The organism is Streptomyces sp. CB02366, from assembly GCF_001905905.1.
In the GTDB taxonomy this organism is placed as follows: Bacteria; Actinomycetota; Actinomycetes; order Streptomycetales; family Streptomycetaceae; genus Streptomyces.
Genome location: NZ_LIVT01000012.1, coordinates 17,914 through 39,920 on the forward strand (window position 1 = coordinate 17,914; position 22,007 = coordinate 39,920).

Sequence of the window (22,007 nt, forward strand, 5' to 3'; positions counted from 1 at the left end):
GGCGCCCCGCCGCTCCGCGCGGAACCGCCGGACGTCTCGCAGGGGAGGGCGGGCCCGGCGGAACCCGCCGGGGTCCGCGTCAGCGTCCGGGGACGGGCAGGGCGTCGGCGGGCTCCGCCGGGGGTTCGCCCGCCACCAGCAGGCCCGGCAACTGCTCCCCGATCTCCGCGCGCAGCTCCGGAGCCAGCCCCGAGTCCGTGACGAACGTGTCGACCTCCTCCAGCGAGGCGAAGGAACTCAGGCCCACCGTGCCCCACTTGGTGTGATCGGCCACGACCACGATCCGGCGGGCCGCCCGCACCAGACGGCGATTGGTCTCCGCCTCCGCCAGATTCGGGGTGGAGAGCCCGGCCTCGGACGAGATCCCGTGCACGCCGAGGAAGAGCACGTCGAAGTGGAGGGAGCCGATGGCCCGGTCCGCGACCGGCCCCACCAGCGAGTCCGAGGGGGTGCGGATCCCGCCCGTCAGCACCACCGTCGCCGCCCCCGGCCGCGCGCCGCCGCCTCCCGCCGGACGCCGCGCGTCGTGGAACACGTCGGCCACCCGCACCGAGTTGGTCACCACCGTCAGGTCCGGCACGTCCAGCAGACGGCGGGCCAGCGCGAAGGTCGTCGTGCCGCCCGAGAGCGCGATGGCGCTGCCCGGAGCCGCCAGGGCCGCCGCCGCCCGCGCGATCTCCTCCTTGGCGCCCGGCTCCAGCGCCGACTTCGCCTCGAAGCCGGGTTCGTGCGTACTCGCCTCGACGACCGGGACCGCCCCGCCGTGGACCTTCTCGATGACGCCCTGGCGGGCCAGCGCGTCCAGATCCCGGCGGATCGTCATGTCGGAGACGTTCAGTCTGCGGGTCAGCTCGTTGACCCGGACCCCGCCGCGCCTGCGCACCTCGTCGAGGATCAGCGCACGACGCTGCTCCGCGAGCAGGTTCTGATTCTCGCTCAACGCCGGGCCCGGTCCTTCCCTCTGCCGTACGGTCCGCAGCGGCCTGCGCGACACGCTCATCCTGCCACGCACGCATGTCCGACGTCCCACCTGGGGAGATTCCGTGAGACCGCTCACGCACCCGCCCCGCGCCCGCAATCCTGGGTCCGTACCACCGGCGGGCCGCCGGGGCCGGAGCCCTCGGCGTCCCGGCCCGCGCCCACCGCTCCCGCGCACGTCCCCGTCGGCCGCCGAGGCCGCCGCGCCCGAGAGAGAGCCCCCCTTGGCTTCTGCCGCCCTGCCCCCGCCACCCCCCTCCCCGCACCCCTCTTCGACCCCCACGGCCCCGCGGCACACCGGGACCGCACTGGAACTGCTCGTCCACGGCGTCGGCGGCACCACCCCGCAGGAGATGCTGGGCGACCCCCGCACGACCCGGGTCACCGGGGACGAGACCGCCGCCGTGCACCGGCGCACCGACGACGTCGACGCGGAGAGGCACCCCGAGCGCTACCGGGACGAGCCCGTGGCCGAGGCGTACTGCTGGTCCGGCCTGACCTCCGGCAACGGCTCCCGTGCGCTGTGGCTGCTGCTCCTGCCGTTCATGGTGGTCAACCTCGCCCACTGGATGCGCCCCACCGCGGTCGGCCGTAGCCGGGCGGTCCGCCTGTACGGCGTCCTGGTGCGGCTTCTGGCGTTGAGCCTCACCGTGCTCCTGACGGCCGCCGCCTGCGAGGTCGCCCTGGACCTGGTGGCCTGGCAGTGCGCGGGCGCCGACGCCTGCGCCGAACGGCGCGCCTGGCTCGGCTTCCTGTCGGACCGTCAGGGCGGCTGGTGGTCCCAACCGGGCCGCCGCCTCGCCCTGGCGGCCGTCGCGCCCGCCGCCCTGGTGGGACTGCTGTGGTACCTCTCCAACCGGACCTGGAGCGCGTACGAGTCCCAACGCCCCCTGGACGGAGAGGACTTCGACGCCAACGACCCCTTCGGGGTGGAGGAGGCCCACGGCCGCGGCGCGCCCGAGCCGGACGCCGAGGGGTGCCCGCGCCCGACCGTTCCGGTCCGTCCCGCACTCGGCAGGCCCGGCTTCTGGTACGGCCGCCGGCTCGTCGCCCGGCTCCGCGCCGCCCACACCGCCGCCGGGTTCCTGACCGTCGCAGCGGCCGTGGTGGGCGCCGCCGCCCGGCACGACCGGGGCGCCGGCGGCCCGGTGCCGGCGCTCCTGGGCGCGGCCGTCGAGGGCGGCATCGCCGTGTGCGCGCTCGTCACCGTCGCGGTCGTCTGCCGCCGGGGCCGCAGCGAACGCATCCGTGACGCCCGGCTGGACGCCACCCTGATCACCTGCCTGCCCGGTTCCGCGCTGGTCCTGCTCGCCCTCGCCGCGGTGCACGCGTCCTGGTCGCGCCCCGACTGGCAGTCCTCGGGCAGCCTGCCCGGCGAAACCACCTTCCGGCTCCTCGCGCTCGGCCAGGGCGTCCTCGTCGTCGCGCTCGCCGTGGTCGCCCGGATCCTCCACCGGCACACCAGCGACCCCCGGACCGTCCTGCGCGGGCTCGGCGGCCCCGCCGTCGCCGTGCTCGCCTGCGGTCTCGGCGGCGTGATGACCGGCGGCGTGGCCCAGCGCGTCGCCGACTGGCTCGACGGGCCCGGCACCCCGGGCATGGGCCACGGCACCGACATCGCCGGCCCGCCGGTCCTGCTCAGCTGGCAGGCGTCCGTCATCCCCGTGCTCCTGCTGCTCCTGCTCGTCCCGGTCGTGCTCCTGACCGTCCGCACCGCGCGCACCGCCCGCCGCCTCGGCCCGGTCGTCGAGGCGGAGTACGCCCCCGAACAGCCCGACGAGGGACGGACCCGCCGCATCGCCCGGATCCGCGCGACCGCCGCCCTCACCGACTCCGCGCCCTGGATCGTCGGAGTGGTCTCCGCCGCCACCCTGCTGCTCGGGGTGGGAGCGGTCGCCGGCTCCTGGCGCAGCGACGAGGTGCCGGGCCGGGCCGCGGACGGGAGCGGGCCGCTCCTGGAGTCGCTGGCCGACGCCGCCCAGGCGACCGGCTCCTGGCTGATCGGCTTCGGCTTCATACTGTTCGTCGCCGGGGGCCGCCGCGCCTACAAGGACGCCTCGGCCCGCCGCACCATCGGCATCCTCTGGGACGTGGGCACCTTCTGGCCGCGCGCCGCCCACCCCTTCGCGCCGCCGTGCTACGCGGAGCGCGCCGTCCCCGACCTCGCCTCCCGGATGTCCGCCTGGACGGCGACCACGCCCCGGGGCCGGCTCGTCATCTCGGGTCACTCGCAGGGCAGCGTCCTCGCCGCGTCCGCCGTCTGGCAGCTGCCCGACGCAACCCGCCACCGGGTCGCGCTGCTCACCTACGGCTCGCCTCTGGAACGGCTTTACGGGCGCTGGTTCCCGGCCTACTTCGGGCCCGAACCGCTGCTCGGGCTGCACCGCTCGGTGCACTGCTGGCGCAACCTGTGGCGGGCGACCGACCCGATCGGCGGTCCCGTCCGCATCTGCGCCGACCCCGACCCGGGCGTCGACCGGGGCCCTCTGAAGGACCCGCAGGCGTACGGGCGCACCACGAAGCTCCCCCTGCCCGAGCCGATCCTCGGCCACTCCGACTACCGGGCCGACCCCGCCTTCGCCGAGGAGCGGACCGCCCTCCTCGACGAACTGGGGCCGCTGGTGCCCCGGCAGGCCGAGGCCGGGCTTCACAAGGACAGTTCGGGGAGGTCCTCGGGGTAGAGCAGGGTCAGGTCGTCCGTGCTCGTCTCGGCGAGCTGGGCGACCCGGCCCGCGTGCCGCTCCACCATCGACTCGAACGTCTGGCGGGCGGTGCGGCCGTTGCCGAAGGCGGGGCCCTTGGGAAGCTCGGTGAAGTACTTCAGCAGCGCCTCCCCGGTGCCGTCCGCCAGGCTGTACTCGTGTTCGTCGGCCTGCTGCTCGACGATCCGCAGCAGCTCCTCGGGGAGGTAGTCGCCGAAGGTGATGGTCCGCGAGAACCGCGAGGCCACCCCGGGGTTGACGGTGAGGAACCGCTCCATCTCCACGGTGTAGCCGGCGACGATCACGACCACCGCGTCCCGGTGGTCCTCCATCAGCTTCACCAGCGTGTCGATGGCCTCCCGCCCGAAGTCGCGGCCGGAGTCCTCGGGGGAGAGGGCGTACGCCTCGTCGACGAACAGCACTCCGCCGCGCGCCCGGTCGAACGCCTCCTGGGTCCGGATCGCCGTGGAGCCGATGTGCTCGCCGACCAGGTCCACCCGGGAGACCTCGACCAGGTGGCCCCGCTCCAGCACGCCGAGCGAGGCCAGGATCTCCCCGTACAGCCGGGCGACCGTGGTCTTGCCGGTCCCGGGGGAGCCGGTGAAGACGAGGTGGCGGCGGGCGGAGGCGGCCTTGAGCCCGGCCTCCCGGCGGCGGCGGCCCACCTCGATCATGTCGGTGAGCGCCCGTACCTCGCGCTTGACGTTCTCCAGGCCCACGAGCGCGTCCAGTTCACCGAGGACCGCCGAGGAGTCCCGGACCGGCTCCGCCGGGGCGGCCGGTTCCGGGGCGGGCTCGGCCCGGCGCGGAGCGGGCGGCGAACCCAGCAGGCCGGGCGACGTCCGGGCGGCCGTCAGCACCGCGGGCGCCGGGGCCGTACGCAGCGCGCTCTCGTCGCTCGTGCAGTCCTCGACCACCGGGCCGGTCCCGGAGCCGCCGTCGCCCTCGGGGAACTCGTACCCGCCCCGTGCGCACCGCTCGGTACGGCAGCGGGTGAGCGTGGTGCGGCAGCCGTCCATGACGTGGAAGCCGTAGCCCTCGCTGCCCGTCACCCGGCAGCCGTCGAAGGTGCCCCGGCCCTCGGCGGAGACGTAGAAACCCGCCTCCGCGGGAGAGGTCACCGTGCAGCGCTCGATGGTGGGGTCCGCGCCCTTGGTGACGATGATCCCGGTCTGCGCCGCGTCGATCGTGCAGTTGCCGAGCGTGCCGCTGCTGCCGTGGTCGCGGAACCAGGCGCCCGTGGACGCCTCCCTGATCCGGCAGTCGTCGAGCTGGGCGGTCGCTCCGTCGCTCACGGACACGGCGGTGTTGCGGATCTGGGAGAGGTCGCTGTCCACGACGTCGACGCGCGAGCCCCGGTCGAGGACGAAGATCGCGTCGGGCACGTCGTGCACCCGGCAGGCGTCCAGTATCACCGTCGCGCCGTCGCTGACCCAGACGGCCGGGTAGTCGCCCGTGCTGTCGTGGATCTCGCACTGGTTGGCGTCCACCCGGGTTCCCGGATCCCAGACGGAGAGTCCGTTGCGGCCGAAGCGGCGGACCGTGGAGCGGGTCAGCGTGAGCACCGAACGGGACCGCAGATCGACGGCGTTCTCCGGGATGTCGTGGATGTCGCAGTCGGCGAGCGTCAGCACGGCGTCGGTGTCCAGCGTGACGCCGTCCGCCGACGTGCGGTGCACCGTGCAGTCGGTCAGGTGCGCCGAGGCGCGGGCGGTGACCTGGATGCCGCTGCCCTTGATCTCGTACACCTCGCAGCCGAACGCCTCCAGGCCGCTGCCCTCGCCGGTGACGCCGATGCCCGCGCCGGAGGCGTGGTGCACCCGGCAGCGGTCCAGACGGGGGTGCCCCCCGTCGCGGACCGAGACGCCCGCCTGGCCGGCCGAGACGATCTCGCACTCCTCGAACACGCCGCCCGCGCCGTCCAGTACGGCGATGCCGACCCCGGCCGGGTTGTCGACCGTGCAGCGCCGCACGGTGGGCCGGGCCGCGCCGCGCACCTCGATGCCCGCGGCGGAACGCGTCACGATCCGCAGGTCCCGCAGCTCCGCCGTGCCGTCCTCGATCAGCAGCGCCGGGGCCGCCGCGTCCTGGCCCTCGACGTGGAGGTCCTGGACGACCGCGGAGGCGCGCACGGTCAGCGGTACGCCGTCGGCCGGCGCGATCCGCACGGAGCCGACCGATCCCTCGGGGCCGCGCAGCGTCACCGCGCGGTGGAGGACGAGGTTCTCCCGGTACGTTCCGGGCGCGACGGTGAGGACGTCGCCGTCTGCCGCCGCCTCCAGGGCCGCGGAGAGGGAGGCGTACTCGCCCGTGCGGCGGCGCCATCGCGATGTGCCGGTGTGCGTCACCTGGACCGTGCCCTGTGCCATGGCGTTGCTGTGCCCCCACCTCGTGCTGTGCGATGCCTCGGGCCCGTCCGTCGCCGGGGAGGCGGACGGGGTCGGACCACCGTAGCGCGCGTGAGGGGAGGGAGTTGACGAGTCGGCCCCGTCGGCGCCGCGGCCTTCGGCCGGGGCGGCCGTGGTCAGCCGCCCGTTCCGGCCCTGCTCCAGAGTGGCGCCGTCGCCGCCCACTCCCGGTCGAGCCGTTCGTGGCGCCGCCGCACGAGGTGCCGCACGATCAGCCGCCGCCCCGCCTCGACGCACCCGGCGGCGAGCAGGAAGGCGCCGACGCCGCCCAGCACCGCGTGGGTCCGGGCGGTGCGGCCGTCCATCGGCGGCGGCACCGGCAGGCCCGCCGCGTCCGTCCAGATGCGCAGCGCGGACCCCGCGGGGCCGGGCGGGGACGCGGTGGCCACCTCGCCGGTGCGCGGACTGCCGTCCGGGGCCCGCCAGGACGCCATCACCCGGGCGCGCGCAGCGTGTTCGGCCCCCGCCTCGGGATCGCCCGCGAACCGTTCCGGTCCGGCCGCCGGGCCCGTCACGACCGCCTGGACCGCGTGGCGCTCAGCGTGCTGGGAGCGTACCGACCGCTGGAGCGAGGCGTCGGCGAGCGCGCCGCCCGCCCACCCCGCGGCCGGGGCGCCGAGCAGGAGGAGCAGCAGCGCCCCGAGCGCCACCCACGCCTCGTGCCGGCCGGTGGCACGGCCCAGCGGACCGCGCCGCCCGCGCGGCATCCCCCACGGCACCCGCACCGCCGAACCCCCGTCCCCCTCGATCGACTTCCCGCCGGGCGGGGGCCGGTGTGCGGCCGAGGGCCGGCGGCGTGCCCGTGCCCTGGGCGCGCCCGACGCCCGGTGCGTCCCCCGGCGCACCGTGCCGCACGACGGAAGCGAGGTTCAGTATCCCCGGCTCTGGTACGGCCGGTTGTACGGGTCCTCGTAGGGCGACTGCGCCGGTACGGGCCGCGGCGAGGCCGGACGCATCGCCTCGTACCCGGTGGCGGGCGCGGGCCGCTGCGGCTGGGGCTGCTGCGGGTAGCCGCGGGCCGCCGAGGGCTGCTGCGGAATGTAGGGCGCGGGCGCGTGCTGCAGCTGGGCGGGCTGCATCGGCGTGTGCTGCGCCGGAGCCTGCTGGTACTGCGGCATCGGCTGCTGCTGCGGGTAGCCGTAGGAGCCGGTCTGCTGCGACGGCGCGGCGGGCAGGGCGGGCAGCGCCGACGGCACGGCCGGCAGGTAGCTGCTGCCCGTGTCGTAGGCGGCCGGGACGCGGATGGGGGCGATCTGAGGGGTTCCCCGCTCCGCGACCAAGGAGTCGTAGATCGGAGTGTCGGGGAACGACGCGGCGTAGTAGCCGCCGCCGAAGGTGGAGCGGGGGGACGTCATGCCACCTAAGTTAAGCCCACGATGTGCTGAATGGGGAGCCCCAATCGTCGGGTTATCCGATTTGCGCTGGTTCTCTGCCGCCGGTCTGCGGAAACGTGGTGAGGGCTTCCTTGACAGCAGGCGTCTTTCCGTCGACGGGCGATGGCATCGGAGCCGTTCCCGGCAGTGATCGGGAACGGCCCGGACGCGCACGGACGGGGAGCGAATGGCGTTTGGCCGTAAGTGCGGCGCGAAGATCCCGGTGGCGCGGCCGCCGCCCCACGGACTCCGGCCGGGCCTTTGACCGCGCCCTCCCGCTGCCGGCCCGCGGCGGCGGCAGCGGAGCCGTCCCGGGCCGAATGCGCCCGGAGGCCGGGAGCGCACTCGCCACGCGGCCCGACCAGGGCGTCTCCCGGAGGGGGCTCCGAAGGCGGTCCCGGAAGGAGACGGCTCCCGCCCCTGGTCGGGGCCGGTTCCGGCGCGACCGCGACACGTGCCCGGTCCGGCGTCCCGCCCGTGACCCGGACGGTCCGCCGTACTCGGACGCGTCGTGCTTCCGGTCGCCACGTGCCGCACGGGCGAAAGGAATGCGGTTCAGGCCGCCGGCACGGGTTTGAGTGCCGCTATGTCCGCGAGGGGGAGGAGCATCCGCTCGTGGAGGAACCTCACCATGGTCCAGTGCGGCAGAGCGTCCGCGTCGAACGGTCCGAATTCCCGGCAGCACAGGGGAATCCAGCGCAATGCCTCTTCCAGCGCCTGTTCCCGCCCCGGACCGTCCTGGTAGTCCTCGTAGGCGATGCTGCGATGGTTGATGAAGAACCGGCCGGGAAGCCGTTCTTCGCAGAGCGAGCGGTATTCCCGGGTCTGCAGGATGAGGTAGTGCCAGATCTCGTCGATATCCTGTTCGACCGGGAGGAAAAGTCCGCCGAGGCGATCCGGGTGCAGGGAGACGAGATAGAGGTACCGAAGGCATTCTGTGACCTGTCGTTCCACGAAACCGGGGGGTGCGTCCGGCGCCTTGTCCCGGAAATGCCTCACCACTTCGGCATGAAGGTCCTCTCCCAGCAGCAGTTCGAGGTCGTCGGCGGTGAGTTTCCGTCCGCTGGTCATGGCACTCCTCTTCCTGGGGCGGGGACGGCGGGCTGTCAGGTGCGGTGGGCGGTGAGCCAGGCGTACTTGCCGGAGGGCCCGATCGGAATACGGGTGCGGTGCTCGATCTCGCAGGCCCGGCCGATCAGTTCGCCGGTGCTCCGCCGCAGCGATTCCGCCTCCGCGTCCCCGAGGGGTTCTCCGGTGAACGTCGTGTACAGCAGAGCGGCCTTCGCGTCGTCGCGGAGGCGGAGTTGGTGCAGAAAGATCCGCGGGGAGGCGGCCGCGATATGCCGGTCGAGGTCCCCCTGGGCGACGGGGCCGCTCGGTGTGGTGAGCAATTCCTTGAGACGACCGCAGAATTGGACGATCTTCGAAGGGTCCGGCGTGCCGTCCAGGGTGCGCACGCAGTCGCCGGACCGGTAGCGGACGAGCGGCATGTGGGGATTGCGCACACTGGTGACGATGAGCTGGTGGATCGTGCTTCCTGCGGCCACCGGCAGGAGTTCGACGCTCATCCCGTCGAGGTGCGGCCAGTACCTCCCCTCCTGGTCGCTGTAGTAGAGGTAGCCCAACTCCGTACTGCCGAACAGGTCGACGACCGGGCAGGCGAACCGCCGGTGCAGGAACCGCCGTACGTTCACCGGGGTGTACTCGTAGGCGTGGATGATGCTGGCGGGCTCCGGGAACGCGTCCGCCAGGCCCCAGGCGTCGACCTTCCGTACCAGATGCGCCAAGTGGGAGCCGGAGCAGTCGAGGTGGTAGTCGCCCCGGGGATGCGCGGAGCGGGCCCGGTCGATCTCCCCGAGCATCCGCAGCACGTCCTCGCGGGTCCAGCGCGCGGGGTCCAGAAGGAGGTTGAGGTAGCGGGTCCGCTCGTCCAGCCGGCGGTCGGCCGGAGAGGGGGGCCGGCCGGGTTCCACGCCGCGCCGGGCGGCGTTGACCCGCGCCACGTGCTCCGTGGCGAGGACCGTGGTCAGGGAGACGCGGGGGCACCCCGCCTCCCAGGTCCCGCCGATGTCGGGATGGTCGCGCCACAGCTCGTAGTACGAGCGGAGCAGGAAGTACGGCGGCCGGATGATCTGCATCCGGGCGTGGTTGGTGCCGGTGGACAGGACGAACTCGGCCTCGCCGTTCTCGAGCGCCGCGGCCAGTCGGGGCGTCATCCAGTTGCCGGGGAACCCGCGGGCGATCTCCGGCTTGTCCAGCACGGGGAAGTACCCCTTCGCCAGGGATTCCTGATAGATCGGAATGTCCCGTATGTGTTCGATGACCTCGTCGGTCGGCTGGCCTTTCATGAATTCCCTCTCATGTTTCGCACAGCTGGGGGGCGGGAGCTGTGAGAGAGCCGGAGCGGGGCGCCGGGAAGTGCGCTGAGGTGGGGGGGAGCCATCTCCGGCGAGCCGCTCCCCGGCGCCCCGCGGCCGATCAGGAAATACAGCCGCTCTTCGGTGTCGCGCTGATGCATCCACTCTTGGGAGCGGCGCTGATGCAGCCGTTCTTCACGGCCTGCTGAACCGAGTTGGCGGCCAGCCAATACTGCCAGACGCGGTCCTCGGACATCTTCTGGATGAGCTGTTCCATGGGGTCCTCCGATGACAGTGCGGAAGGTACTCCGGACGACGGGGCGAGGGTGAAGGAATCACCTGCCGACCCGCTCGCCGAATGTAAAAGCGCGATTGATGGAGTGTCAATGAACGGCAATGTCGGAACAGGTGGGAGAAGCCCCCGGACGGAGGGGGGGGTGCGATGCCGCCCACGGTTCTCGCGCCGTTCCGGCCGCCCGGCGCGGCTCGTCCATCCTGCCGTGTCGTCCACGAAGTCCCTGATGGGCGCGGGTGGGCCGGGGCGAGCGGGCGCTCGCAGGCCACCGCCCGGCAGTGCCGTCGTGAGGGGCGGGACACGGCCGCGGACCCGAAGATGAGAATGCTCTCCTCAACTCCGTTTCCCCCTCCCCGCGAGGGCAGAATGGCCCGATGTGGTGGCGAGGTGCGGGGTCGGTATTGACGGGATGCGGCGTGGGGGCCTTGGTGTTACTGGCCCTCTGGTTATGGCCGGGGCAGAGCGTGCCGCCTTCCATGGGCCCGGCGGTGGTGGTGCCCGTTCCCTCCGGGCCTGCGCCTTCGGCCGCCTCTTCACCCGGCCGCCCCGCCGCCCCGCCCTCCGCCGGGCCCGGTCCTTCCCGCACCTGCTCGGGCGGCCGGCCCGTGCTCCCTCCGCCCCGCCCGCCGCCGACGACGGGCAGAGCGACTCCCGTAACGGTCCGGACGGCGAAAGGGAGGAGCGGGCGTCACGCGTCGTCGGGGACGAGGAGAAGTCCTCGCGGGCCCCCCGGGGCGCGACGGGCGACGACCGGAGCGCCGAGGACGGCGCCGAGGGCGACGACGGCGACGAGGACGCGTCACGCGGCCCTCGGGGAGACACGGACGACGAGTGGGACGAGTGATGATCGGGCGCACCGCCAGCGCACGCTCCCGGATCGTCGGCTGGATGCTCCTGCTGCTCGGCGCGGCCCTGGCCGTGCCCACCTTCGGCATCACGATCATCTGGCAGGCGGAGTTGGACCGGCAGGTGGACGCCCAGCTCCTGTCCGAGGCCGACAAGCTGCGCGCGTTCGCCCTCACCTCCCGCGACCCGTACACCGGTGAGCGCTTCACCACCGGCGCCGCGCTGCTGACCGCGTTCATGGCGATCCACCGCCCCGAGCACAACGCGGCCTTCTTCAGCGTCGTCGACGGGCGGGCGGACCGGCGCAGCCCCGGACCCGTCCCGGTCCGGCTGGACCGGGACCGGGAGGTCGTGGCCCTGATGGCGGGCACGGCCGACACCCGCGTCCGATGGCTCGACTCCCCGGCCGGCCGGGTCCGTTACGGCGTGGTCCCGGTGCAGCTGGCCGGTGACCACACCGACACCCGGCTCGTCCTGCTGTCCTTCCGGGACCGGGAGCTGCGGCAGGAACGCCACATGGCGCGACTGCTGCTGGCCTCCGGGTGCTTCGCCCTGGTGGTCGCGGGGCTGGCGAGCTGGCTGGTCGCGGGACGGGTCCTGGCCCCGATCCGGCTGGTCCGGCAGACGGCCGAGCGGATCAGCGAGACGGACCTCAACCAGCGGCTGCCGGTCCGGGGGAGCGACGACGTGGCGGCCTTGGCCGAGACGTTCAACCACATGCTCGACCGCCTCTCGGGCGCCTTCACCGCGCAACGCCGCTTCCTGGACGAGGTGGCGCACGAATTGCGGACCCCCATCACGGTCCTGCGCGGCCACCTGGAACTGATGGACGAGGACCCGGGCGACAGGCACCGCCAGACGCGTGCCCTGCTCTTCGACGAACTGGACCGGATGCGGCGGATCGTGGACGACCTGCTGCTCCTGGCCCGCGCGGAACGCCCCGACTTCCTGACCGTCGGCCCGGCCCCCCTGACCGATCTGGTGGTCGACGTGGCCGCCAAGGCGCAGGCGCTCGGGCGCAGGCGCTGGGCCGTGGCCGAGGTCGCCGACGTCAGCGTGCACCTGGACGGGCAACGGGTCACCCAGGCCCTGATGCAGCTCGCCGCCAACGCGGTCAGCCACACCGGGGAAGGGGACCGGATCGAGATCGGCTCCCGCCTGTGGCACGGACGGGTGCTGCTCTGGGTGGCGGACAGCGGGCCCGGCGTGGCCCCGGAAGACCGCGAACGGATCTTCCAGTGCTTCTACCAGGCGGGTACGGCGGTCCCCGGCCGGGCCGCCACCGGCATCGGCCTCGGGCTGGCCCTGGTCCGCGAGATCGCCCAGGCGCACGACGGCGCCGCGCGCGTCGAGGAGGCCCCCGAAGGCGGCGCGAGATTCGTCATCGACCTCCCCGCACTGCACCCCACGACCGAAGGAACCTTCTGTGAGCAGGATCCTGATAGCCGAGGACGAGGCAAGAATCGCTGCCTTCGTCGAAAGAGGCCTGCGCCATAGCGGATACGTCACGCGGGTCGTCTCCGACGGCGCCGCCGCCTACGAGCACGCCCGGGGCCGGGACTTCGACCTCCTCCTCCTCGACCTCGGCCTGCCCGGCTACGACGGACTGACCGTGCTGCGCAGGCTGCGGGAGGCGCGCATCACCCTGCCCGTCGTCATCCTCACCGCGCGCGACAGCGTGAGCGACATCGTGGCGGGCCTGGAGAGCGGCGCCGACGACTACATGGTCAAACCGTTCGCCTTCGACGAGCTGCTGGCCCGCGTACGGCTGCGCCTGCGCCGTGAGGAACCGCCGGAGAACTTCCTGCTGCGGGTGGGCGATCTGATCCTGGACCTCCGGACTCGCCGGGCCCGGGCGGGCGAACGCGTCACCGACCTCTCCGCCCGCGAGTTCGCGCTCGCCGAGATCCTCATGCGCAACCCCGACCGTGTCCTGTCCCGCGAACAACTTCTCAGCCAGGTATGGGGATTCGACTACGACCCCGGCTCCAACATCGTCGACGTCTACATCCGCTACCTGCGGCGCAAGATCGGCGCCGAACGGGTCCAGACCGTGCGGGGCGTCGGCTACCGGCTGCGGGTCTGACCTTCGCGGTACCCGTACGGCGCACTCACCGGGTGCGGCGGCCGCACACCGTCGCACCCGATGAGAACAGTCTCACCGCTGTCTCACCGCCACCTCATGGCCCGCCCCGAGAATCCTCCTTACGGGCCGCCGGCGATGCGGGACCCGTGAGCGGCGCGGACGACCTCCGAGGCCCCGCCCGCGACGGAGGCGCCGCCGCGCCCGGCAGCAGACACGGAGGCGAACCCCCCGGCTGCCCCGCGTGGAGCCGCCCCGCACCGCATCCTCGCGGCGTCCGGCCGCCCCCACACCACGAAGGCCCGGTCGGCGCCGGGGAAGTGCCCCCGCGCGACGAGCCACGCCACTTCCGTACGGAGGACCCCTGTGCGACGACTCATCGACCACGCCCGCGCCTTTCCCGCCCGCTGGGGCGGATCGGGCCGGGACCTCAAGGAGTTCGAGGCCGGCCAGCGGCCGTCCACGATGTTCATCACCTGCTCCGACTCCAGGGTGGTGTCCACCCTGCTGACCGGCTCGGGGCCCGGCGAACTGTTCGAGATGCGCACGGCCGGGAACATCGTCCCGCCCTACGACCCGGACGCGCCCACCAGTGAGATGGCGACCGTCGAGTACGCGGTCTGCGTACTGGAGGTGTCCGACATCGTCCTCTGCGGCCACTCCCACTGCGGTGCGGTCGGGGCCCTGGCCCGCGGCGAGGACCTGCGGTCCCTGCCCGCGGTACGCGGCTGGCTCGGCCGGTGCGCCCCCGCGGGCGGCTTCCAGGACCCTGAGGGGTTCGGCCCCGACTGCGAACAGCCCGTACAGCGCCACGCGCTGGCGCAACTGGACGTCCTGCGCGCCTACCCGTGCGTGGACCGGGCCGTGAGCGAGGGCCGGCTGGGACTGCACGCCTGGTACTACGAGGTCCACACCGGCGCCGTGCGAACCCATCGGACCTCCACCGGAACCTTCTCCTCCCTGTGACAGCGACCCGAGGGTGAGCACCGCGGGCCGCCCCCGCCGCCACCCCCTGTCTCCCCCCACTCCTCAAGGAGCTGAAGCTCTCATGTCCTCCATCCGCCTCCGGTTAAGCCCGGACGTCGTGTCCCGCGACGTCCTCGCCTCGATCGTGGTGTTCCTGGTCGCCGTCCCCCTCTGCGTCGGGATCGCGGTCGCCTCCGGTGTCCCCGCCGAACTGGGCCTGGTCACGGGCATCGTCGGCGGCCTGGTCGCCGGTGCGATGCCCGGCAGTTCCCTCCAGGTCAGCGGCCCGGCCGCCGGGCTCACCGTCCTCGTGTACGAGGCCGTCACCACCCACGGAGTCGCCGCGCTCGGCATCCTCGTCCTGGCCACGGGACTCCTCCAGGTCGGCCTCGGCCTCGTCGGCTTCGGCCGGTGGTTCCGCGCCATCTCGACCGCGGTCGTCCACGGCATGCTCGCCGGGATCGGGCTGGTCCTGATCAGCAGCCAGCTCTACGCCGTCGCCGGGGCGAGCGCCCCCGGCAGCGGGCTCGACAACCTCGCCGGGCTGCCGGGCCTGTTCACGCGGATCACCGGGGCGGCGGCGGTCTCCTCCACCGCCGTCGGCGTCGGCGCCATCGCCGTGCTGATCCTGTGGAAACGGCTCCCCGGCCGCCTGCCCGGGATTCTCCCCGGGCCTCTGGTGGCCGTGGGGATCGCCATCGCGGCGGTGGCGCTGTTCGACCTGCCCGTCGCCACCATCGAGGTCCGGGGCCTGGTCGACTCGCTGCGGCTGACGGGCCTGGACGACTTCGGTCTCCTGGCGGACCTCGGACTTCTGGGCGCCGTCCTCGCCTTCACGCTCATCGCCTCGGCCGAATCCCTCTTCAGCGCCGCCGCCGTGGACCGGATGCACGACGGACCGCGCACCCGCTACAACAAGGAACTCATCGCCCAGGGCACGGGCAACACCCTCTGCGGCCTCGTCGGCGCGCTGCCCATGACCGCCGTCATCGTGCGCAGCGCGGCCAACGTCCAGGCCGGCGCCCGAACCAAGGCGTCCCGCATCCTGCACGGGGTGTGGCTGCTGCTGTTCGCGGCCCTGTTCCCCGCCGTGCTCGGCCTGATCCCCGTGGCCGCCCTCGCGGGGATCCTCGTCCACGCCGGTGCGAAGCTCATTCCCGTCACGACCATCCGGCCGCTCTGGCGCGAACACCGGGGCGAGGCCGTCGTCCTGATCGTGACCGCGCTGGCGATCATCCTCACGGACATGTTCATGGGCGTCCTGCTCGGCATCGGACTGGCCGTGGTCAAGACGGCGTGGGAGACCTCCGCCGTCCGGCTCGACGTCGACGAGCGGGAGGACCGCACCACGGTCGTCCTCAGCGGCAGTGCCACGTTCCTGCGCCTGCCGTTGATCCTGGACACCCTGGAGGCCCTCCCGAAGGACCGGCCCGTGGAGCTCAACCTCTCGCGGCTGCGTCATCTGGACCACGCCTGCCGCACCGCGCTGGAGGCGTGGTCCACGCACACCGGCGCCGCCGGGGCCACCGGGCCCGCGGCGGACGGCGCACAGCGCGAGGCCGCCCTCGCGGCCGCCGCTCCGGACAGCCGCCGCCCCGCCCCCGGACGGTAGTCCGGCGCCCCGGCCCCGGCCGAACGCAGGCTCACGACGGCCCGGGCGCCGCCGCCGAAGGCGGCGCCCGGGCCGTCCGCCGCCCGGCCCGCCGGGCGTGGGCGGTACGCCGCCGACGGGCAGGGGATTAGGTTGTGGGCACATGCCTGCGGGCAGCCGGATTCGCGATGGGGGCGACCATGACCATGCACAAGGGAAGCAACGTTCCGCTGCCGGCCGGCACCGTACGCGTCGAGGTGGGCCGACAGGCCGCACCGGGCGCCCCGGACGTCGACGCCTCCGCCCTCCTGCTGGCGGCGGACAGGGTGCGCGACGACGCGGACTTCGTCTTCTACAACCAGCCCTCGCATGCCTCCGGCGCGGTCCGGCACGAGGGCAAGCGGACCGCCGGCGACCGCGTCACCGACACCCTCGTCGTCGATTTCGGGAGAATCGAGCCCGCCATCGAGCGCGTCGTCATCGCGGCGTCGGCGGACGGCGGCGCCTTCGGCCGGGTGGCCGGACTCCACGTGCGGGTCACCGACGCGGCGAGCGGCGCGGAGCTGGCCCGCTTCGACAGCACGGACGCCACGGTCGAGACCGCCTTCATCCTCGGCGAGCTGTATCTGCGCCAGGGCGCCTGGAAGTTCCGGGCGGTCGGGCAGGGGTACAGCAGCGGCCTCGAAGGACTGGCGACCGACTTCGGCATCTCCGTGGACGAACCGCGGCACGCACCGCCCGCCCCGCAGGCCCCCGCCGCCCCGTCGCGGCCCCGGCCCGCCCCGCCGGCTCCGCCCGAGGCCCCGTCCGCCCCCGCGCCCGTACGGCTGACCAAGGTCACGCTGACCAAGAGCGCCCCGTCCGTCTCGCTCACCAAGCAGGGCGGCACCTCCGGCGCCCTGCGCGTCAACCTCAACTGGGAGGTGCGCAAACAGTTCAAGGGGTGGGGAGCGAAGCTCGGACGGGCCGTCGCCGTGCACGGCGACCTCGACCTCGACCTCTGCGCCCTGTACGAACTCGCCGACGGACGCAAGGGAGTGGTCCAGGCGCTCGGCAACGCGTTCGGCGCCCTGGACCGGCCGCCCTTCGTCCACCTCGACGGCGACGACCGCACCGGCGCGGTCTCCAGCGGCGAGAACATGACCATCAACCTCGACCACAAGCACCTGCTGCGGCGCGTCCTGATCTTCGTCACCATCTACGAGGGCGCGCGGAGCTTCGCCGACCTGCACGCCACGGTCACCCTCCAGCCGCAGCACGGCGCGCCCATCGACTTCTCGCTCGACGAATGCACCGTGCCCTCCACCGTCTGCGCCCTCGCCCTCCTCACCCACGAGGGCGGCGACCTCACCGTGCGGCGCGAGGCCCGCTACCTCGTACCGGACCGGGGCGTCAGCCCGCAGCGCACCATCGACGCCGCCTACGGCTGGGGCATGAACTGGACGCCCGGCCGCAAGTGACCCGCCCGCGGCGCCCGCCCGGACCGGCCGCCCCCCCCGGGGGGGCGTCACCGGTCGGGCGCGGCCTCGGGGCGCGCGTAGGTACGGCCCTTCCAGGCGGCCCCCCGCCCCCGGTAGTGCTGCACCGCCGAGTCCACCGTCATCAGCAGGTACAGCACCGCCGTCACCGGCAGCAGCGGACCCAGCCACAGGGACTGGCGGTAGTACGCCAGCATCGGCAGGTACGTCGCCGTCATCACCGCCCACGCCGCGCCGCCCGCCCACGCCGCCGCCCCGTCGCCCCTCAGCACCCCCGCCACCAGCGTCGCGGGCGGGGCCGCGTAGACGAGCAGCAGCCCCGGAACCGTCCCCGCCAGCAGCAGCGGGTTGTGCCGCAACTGCGCGTACGCACTGCGCGCGACCATCCGCCACAGATCCGCCAGCCGGGGGTAGGGCCGCACGCTGTCCACCCGCTCCGCGAGCCCCAGCCAGATCCGGCCGCCGGCCCGCCGCACCTCCCGGGCCAGCGACACGTCGTCGATGACCGCCTGCCGGATCGAGTCCGGAATCCGCGCCCGCTCGGCGGCCTCGGTCCGCAGCAGGACGCAGCCCCCCGCCGCCGCCGAGGTCCGCGACCGGGCCCGGTTCACCCGCCGGAACGGATAGAGCTGCCCGAAGAAATAGACGAACGCGGGCACCACCAGCCGCTCCCAGAAACTCTCCACCCGCAGCCGCGCCATCTGCGACACCAGGTCGAACCCCTCGCCGCCGGAGCCGGCGGCGGCCACCAGGTCGCGCAGGCTGTCCGGCTCATGGGCGATGTCCGCGTCGGTCAGCAACAGGAAGTCCGGCTTGTCCCGCCGGGCCACCGCGATCCCGTGCCGCAGCGCCCAGAGCTTGCCCGTCCAGCCCCGCTCCGGCTCCCCGGGCGTCACCACGGTCAGCGGCAGACCGCCGTACCGGGAGGCCAGGTCCCGGGCCAGCCCCCCGGTGCCGTCGCTGCTGCAGTCGTCGACGAGGATGACCCGGGCGTCCCCCGGATAGTCCTGGACCAGCAGCGACGGCAGGCTCACCGGCAGCATCCCCGCCTCGTCGCGGGCCGGCACCACCACCGCCACCGACGGCCAGCGCACCGGGTCGCCGCGCCGGGGGAGCCGCTGGTCCGTCCGCCAGTAGAAGCCCTGCCCCAGCAGCAGCCACACCCACGCGATCAGCGAACCCACGGCGATCCAGGCAACGGCGCTCATCCGCCGAAGTCTGCCCCACCGAGCAGGGTCCGCAAGGGCTGTCGGCTAGGGTGACCGGGTGAAGATCGCGCTCATGGACTCCGGAATCGGCCTGCTGGCGGCAGCGGCCGCCGTGCGCCGCCTGCGGCCCGACGCCGAACTGGTGCTCTCCTCGGACCCCGGCTCGATGCCCTGGGGGCCGCGCACCCCCGAGGACCTGACCGCCCGCGCCCTGGACGTCGCCCGTGCCGCCGCCGCCCACCGCCCCGACGCGCTGATCATCGCCTGCAACACCGCCTCGGTCCACGCCCTGCCGACGATCCGCGCCGAGCTGGAGCCCGCGCTGCCGGTCATCGGCACCGTCCCCGCGATCAAGCCCGCGGCGGCGGGCGGCGGCTCCGTCGCCATCTGGGCCACCCCGGCCACCACCGGCAGCCCCTACCAGCGCGGACTGATCGCGGAGTTCGGCGGCTTCGCCGAGGTCACCGAGGTCCCCTGCCCCGGCCTCGCCGACGCCGTCGAGCACGGCGACGAGGGGGGGATCGACCGGGCCGTCGCCGCGGCGGCCGCCCTCACCCCGCCCGACGTCCGGGCCGTCGTCCTCGGCTGCACCCACTACGAGCTGGTCGCGGGCCGCATCCGCGACGCCGTGCAGCGCCCCGGCCGCCCTCCGCTCGCCCTGCACGGCTCCGCCGGAGCGGTCGCCGCCCAGGCGCTGCGCCGGATCGGGGCGGACCCCGCCCCGACGGCCGAACCCTCCGGCGTGCTCACCGTGCTCCAGGGCGGCCGGGTCGCCGCCCTCCCCGATGCCGCCCTGACGTACGCCGAAGGCCGCGTCCTGGCCGCCGGAGCACCCGTCCGCTGACCGGCCCCCTCAGCGGCCCAGGTAGCCCGATCGGCCCCCGCCGCCCCGGCCGGGCGGGTCGAACGCGGCTACGCTGCTGGATATGACGGACCACCCCGAGCAGGCCGCCCACGGGTCGAGCCAGGCGTCGCCCGCCGAGTGGAACGGCCGCGCCACCAACCGGCTCCAGTGGCTGCCGGCCCTGGCGGGCGCGGGCTGCGTGGCGCTCGGCATCGAGCTGGCCGTGGACGGCGCCTGGACCTCCGGCATCGCCCCGCTGCTGATGTCGGTGATCGGCTGCCTCGCCGCCGGACTGCTGATCCTCTTCGGCACCCTCGCCTTCGTCCATGTGGCGGTCAGGGTGGACGGGGACAGCCTGGAGGTGCGCTGCGGCCACGCCGGTCTGCCGCGCCGCCGGATCCTGCTCAGCCATGTGACCGGCGCGGAGTTCGTCCCCCGGATCACTCCGCGCCAGTGGGGCGGCTGGGGCTACCGCTGGCGGCCCGAACAGGGCACCGCCGTCGTGGTCCGCAAGGGCGAGGGCATGGCCCTGCGGCTCGGCGACGGCCACGTCTTCACCGTCACGGTCGACGAGGCGGAGTCCGCCGTACGGTTCATCCGCCAACGCCTGCACCTGCCGGCCGCGGGCCGCCGGCCCCGCGACTGACCCCGCCGCCGAGGAAGCCGCCCCGCCCCCGGCGGCCCGCCCCGCCGTCCGCGTCCCGGCCCCGGGCAGGTCGACACCGGTGCTCACAGCCGTCCACCGTAGACTCCGGCGGGTGAGCGCCACCATGACTCCCGTAGACGATTCGCCGCCCCCGCCGGCGCCCCGGACCACCGGCCTGCCGCGCCGGCTCCTGCGCCCCGCCGCCGCCGTCCTGTCCGGGCTCCTGCTCTACGCGAGCTTCCCGCCCCGGACCGTGTGGTGGCTCGTGCTGCCCGGCTTCGCGCTGCTGGGCTGGGTGCTGCACGGGCGCCGGCTGCGGGCCGCCTTCGGCCTCGGCCTCCTGGCCGGACTCGGTTTCATGCTGCCGCTGCTGCACTGGACCGGAGAGGACGTCGGTCCGGTGCCGTGGCTGGCCCTGGCTGTCGCGGAGGCCCTCTTCGTCGCCGTGGGGTGCCTGGGCATCGCCGCCGTCACCCGTCTCGCGTACTGGCCCTTCTGGGCGGCCGCGGTCTGGACGCTGGACGAAGCGGTCCGCGCCCGGATCCCCTTCGGCGGCTTCCCCTGGGGCAAGATCGCCTTCGGCCAGTCCGAGAGCGTCTTCCTGCCGCTCGCCGCGTTCGGCGGCACCCCCCTGCTCTCCTTCGCCGTCGTCCTCTGCGGCTTCGGCCTCTACGAGGCGGTACGCCGGGCCACGGCGTACCGGAGCACCGGGAAGATCTCCCGCGCGGCCGTCGCCGGGGCCGCCGCGAGCGTCCTCGTACCGGTCGCCGGGGCCCTCGCCGCACTGCCGCTGGTCGACGACTCGGCGGAGAACGGCACCGCCACCGTCGCCGCGATCCAGGGCAACGTGCCGCGCCTGGGACTCGACTTCAACGCCCAGCGCCGAGCCGTCCTCGACAACCACGCGCGGCGCACCACCCAGCTGGCCGAAGAGGTGAAGGCGGGCAAGGCCGAGCAGCCCGACTTCGTCCTGTGGCCGGAGAACTCCTCCGACCTCGACCCCTACCTCAACGCGGACGCCCGCGAGGTCATCGACGACGCCGTCAAGGCGATCGGCGTCCCCACGGTGGTCGGCTCGGTCGTCGAGAAGGGCCCCGACAGCCTCCGCAACACGCTCATCGAGTGGGATCCGGACAAGGGCCCGTCCGCCACCTACGACAAGCGCCACATCCAGCCGTTCGGCGAGTACATGCCGATGCGCACGGTCGCCCGGTTCTTCAGCGAGGACGTCGACCGGGTGCAGCGCGAGTTCGTCCCCGGAACCGAGGTCGGCGTGTTCGACCTGGCGGGGACGGAGGTGGGGCTCGTGACCTGCTACGAGGCCGCCTTCGACGACGCCGTGCGCGACACCGTCACCCACGGCGGACAGATGATCGCCGTGCCGAGCAACAACGCCACGTTCGGCCGCAGTGAGATGACCTACCAGCAGCTCGCCATGAGCCGGGTGCGGGCCGTCGAGCACGGTCGGGCCGTCGTCGTGCCCGTCACCAGCGGCGTCAGCGCGGTGATCCGGCCCGACGGCACGATCGTGGAGAAGAGCGGGATGTTCACCCCCGACGCCCTCGTCGAGGAGGTCCCGCTGCGCTCCTCGCTCACTCCGGCCACCCGCATGGGCCCCCTGCCCGAGGGCGTCATCGCGCTGCTGGCCCTGGCGGCCGTGGGCTGGGCGGGCGCTTCGGCCCTCCGGTCACGCCGGGCCGGGGGACCGCGCGGTAGCGGCCGAGCGGCCGCGTAGGCTCGGCCCCATGGCCACCCCAGACTTCATCCGCGAGATCCGCGCCACCGCCGGGCACCAGTTGCTCCTGCTGCCCGGCGTGACGGCCGTCGTCCTCGACGACGAGGGGCGGGTGCTGCTCGGGCGCCGCGCGGACACCGGCAAGTGGTCGGTCGTCGGCGGGATCTCCGAGCCGGGGGAGGAGCCGGCGGCGACGGCGGAGCGCGAGGTGCTGGAGGAGACCGGCGTCCACTGCGTGGCCGAGCGGGTGGTGCTCACCCAGGCGCTGGCGCCCGTGCAGTACGCCAACGGCGACCGCTGCCAGTACCTGGACATCACCTTCCGCTGCCGGGCCACCGGCGGCGAGGCGCGGGTCAACGACGACGAGTCGCTGGAGGTGGGCTGGTTCCCGCTGGACGGGCTCCCGCCACTCGGTGAGTTCGCCCTCTTCCGGATCAAGCAGGCGCTCACCGAGGGCCCCGCCTGGTTCCAGCCCACCCCGCGCGCGACCTGAACCT

The 22,007-nt window shown here is 74.1% G+C and carries 19 protein-coding genes; 11 read left to right on the forward strand and 8 right to left on the reverse strand.

Annotation, left to right across the window (positions count from 1 at the left end):
• Positions 1 to 79: 79 nt before the first annotated feature.
• On the reverse strand, positions 80 to 940 hold the full coding sequence (locus AMK24_RS26090; RefSeq protein WP_073771334.1) for a DeoR/GlpR family DNA-binding transcription regulator: 861 nt from the start codon (positions 938 to 940) through the stop codon (positions 80 to 82).
• Positions 941 to 1,331: 391 nt separating this feature from the next.
• On the opposite strand from AMK24_RS26090, the gene AMK24_RS26095 reads away from it, so the two are divergent.
• Complete coding sequence (locus tag AMK24_RS26095) at positions 1,332 to 3,659, forward strand: hypothetical protein (protein ID WP_242435261.1); 2,328 nt, start codon at positions 1,332 to 1,334, stop codon at positions 3,657 to 3,659.
• On the opposite strand, the gene AMK24_RS26100 is transcribed toward AMK24_RS26095, so the two are convergent.
• The 6 genes from AMK24_RS26100 to AMK24_RS34330 all read right to left on the reverse strand — a co-directional run bounded on the left by AMK24_RS26100 (position 3,626) and on the right by AMK24_RS34330 (position 10,095).
• On the reverse strand, positions 3,626 to 6,049 hold the full coding sequence (locus AMK24_RS26100) for a right-handed parallel beta-helix repeat-containing protein (RefSeq protein ID WP_073771454.1): 2,424 nt from the start codon (positions 6,047 to 6,049) through the stop codon (positions 3,626 to 3,628). The genes AMK24_RS26095 and AMK24_RS26100 overlap by 34 nt on opposite strands.
• Positions 6,050 to 6,204: 155 nt before the next feature.
• Positions 6,205 to 6,795 carry an Rv1733c family protein gene (locus AMK24_RS26105; protein ID WP_073771335.1) on the reverse strand — a complete coding sequence of 197 codons (591 nt, stop codon included), beginning with the start codon at positions 6,793 to 6,795 and terminating at the stop codon, positions 6,205 to 6,207.
• Positions 6,796 to 6,957: 162 nt separating this feature from the next.
• Positions 6,958 to 7,443, reverse strand: coding sequence for a DUF6643 family protein (locus tag AMK24_RS26110; protein ID WP_073771336.1), 486 nt, complete (start codon positions 7,441 to 7,443; stop codon positions 6,958 to 6,960).
• Positions 7,444 to 8,016: 573 nt separating this feature from the next.
• Positions 8,017 to 8,532, reverse strand: coding sequence for a hypothetical protein (locus tag AMK24_RS26115; RefSeq protein ID WP_073771337.1), 516 nt, complete (start codon positions 8,530 to 8,532; stop codon positions 8,017 to 8,019).
• A gap of 35 nt (positions 8,533 to 8,567) precedes the next feature.
• On the reverse strand, positions 8,568 to 9,809 hold the full coding sequence (locus AMK24_RS26120) for a hypothetical protein (protein ID WP_073771338.1): 1,242 nt from the start codon (positions 9,807 to 9,809) through the stop codon (positions 8,568 to 8,570).
• A gap of 130 nt (positions 9,810 to 9,939) precedes the next feature.
• Positions 9,940 to 10,095, reverse strand: coding sequence for a hypothetical protein (locus AMK24_RS34330; RefSeq protein WP_199876504.1), 156 nt, complete (start codon positions 10,093 to 10,095; stop codon positions 9,940 to 9,942).
• A 466-nt stretch (positions 10,096 to 10,561) separates the two neighbouring features.
• Here AMK24_RS34330 and AMK24_RS26125 point away from each other — a divergent pair, with 466 nt between their 5' ends.
• The 6 genes from AMK24_RS26125 (at position 10,562) to AMK24_RS26155 (ending at position 17,059) form a co-directional block, all read left to right on the forward strand.
• Positions 10,562 to 10,957 (forward strand): hypothetical protein, encoded by a 396-nt coding sequence (locus tag AMK24_RS26125; protein WP_073771339.1) that lies wholly within the window; start codon positions 10,562 to 10,564, stop codon positions 10,955 to 10,957.
• On the forward strand, positions 10,957 to 12,456 hold the full coding sequence (locus AMK24_RS26130) for a sensor histidine kinase (protein ID WP_073771340.1): 1,500 nt from the start codon (positions 10,957 to 10,959) through the stop codon (positions 12,454 to 12,456). Before AMK24_RS26125 ends, AMK24_RS26130 begins: the two co-directional genes overlap by 1 nt.
• The gene (locus tag AMK24_RS26135; RefSeq protein ID WP_073771341.1) at positions 12,386 to 13,045 is read left to right on the forward strand and encodes a response regulator transcription factor; all 660 of its coding nucleotides are present in this window, start codon (positions 12,386 to 12,388) and stop codon (positions 13,043 to 13,045) included. Before AMK24_RS26130 ends, AMK24_RS26135 begins: the two co-directional genes overlap by 71 nt.
• Positions 13,046 to 13,408: 363 nt before the next feature.
• Positions 13,409 to 14,008, forward strand: a complete 600-nt coding sequence (locus tag AMK24_RS26145) for a carbonic anhydrase (RefSeq protein ID WP_073771343.1) — start codon at positions 13,409 to 13,411, stop codon at positions 14,006 to 14,008.
• Between the two features lie 82 nt (positions 14,009 to 14,090).
• Complete coding sequence (locus AMK24_RS26150) at positions 14,091 to 15,620, forward strand: SulP family inorganic anion transporter (RefSeq protein ID WP_073771344.1); 1,530 nt, start codon at positions 14,091 to 14,093, stop codon at positions 15,618 to 15,620.
• Positions 15,621 to 15,787: 167 nt separating this feature from the next.
• The gene (locus AMK24_RS26155; RefSeq protein WP_073771345.1) at positions 15,788 to 17,059 is read left to right on the forward strand and encodes a TerD family protein; all 1,272 of its coding nucleotides are present in this window, start codon (positions 15,788 to 15,790) and stop codon (positions 17,057 to 17,059) included.
• A gap of 47 nt (positions 17,060 to 17,106) precedes the next feature.
• On the opposite strand, the gene AMK24_RS26160 is transcribed toward AMK24_RS26155, so the two are convergent.
• Positions 17,107 to 18,285, reverse strand: coding sequence for a glycosyltransferase (locus tag AMK24_RS26160; RefSeq protein ID WP_073771346.1), 1,179 nt, complete (start codon positions 18,283 to 18,285; stop codon positions 17,107 to 17,109).
• A 58-nt stretch (positions 18,286 to 18,343) separates the two neighbouring features.
• On the opposite strand from AMK24_RS26160, the gene AMK24_RS26165 reads away from it, so the two are divergent.
• From AMK24_RS26165 to AMK24_RS26180, 4 genes are all read left to right on the forward strand, one after another.
• Positions 18,344 to 19,129 carry a glutamate racemase gene (locus AMK24_RS26165; protein ID WP_073771347.1) on the forward strand — a complete coding sequence of 262 codons (786 nt, stop codon included), beginning with the start codon at positions 18,344 to 18,346 and terminating at the stop codon, positions 19,127 to 19,129.
• An 82-nt stretch (positions 19,130 to 19,211) separates the two neighbouring features.
• On the forward strand, positions 19,212 to 19,775 hold the full coding sequence (locus tag AMK24_RS26170) for a hypothetical protein (RefSeq protein ID WP_073771348.1): 564 nt from the start codon (positions 19,212 to 19,214) through the stop codon (positions 19,773 to 19,775).
• Between the two features lie 124 nt (positions 19,776 to 19,899).
• Complete coding sequence (gene lnt, locus AMK24_RS26175) at positions 19,900 to 21,510, forward strand: apolipoprotein N-acyltransferase (protein WP_073771349.1); 1,611 nt, start codon at positions 19,900 to 19,902, stop codon at positions 21,508 to 21,510.
• 10 nt (positions 21,511 to 21,520) lie between these two features.
• On the forward strand, positions 21,521 to 22,003 hold the full coding sequence (locus tag AMK24_RS26180; protein WP_073771350.1) for an NUDIX hydrolase: 483 nt from the start codon (positions 21,521 to 21,523) through the stop codon (positions 22,001 to 22,003).
• Positions 22,004 to 22,007: the final 4 nt, after the last annotated feature.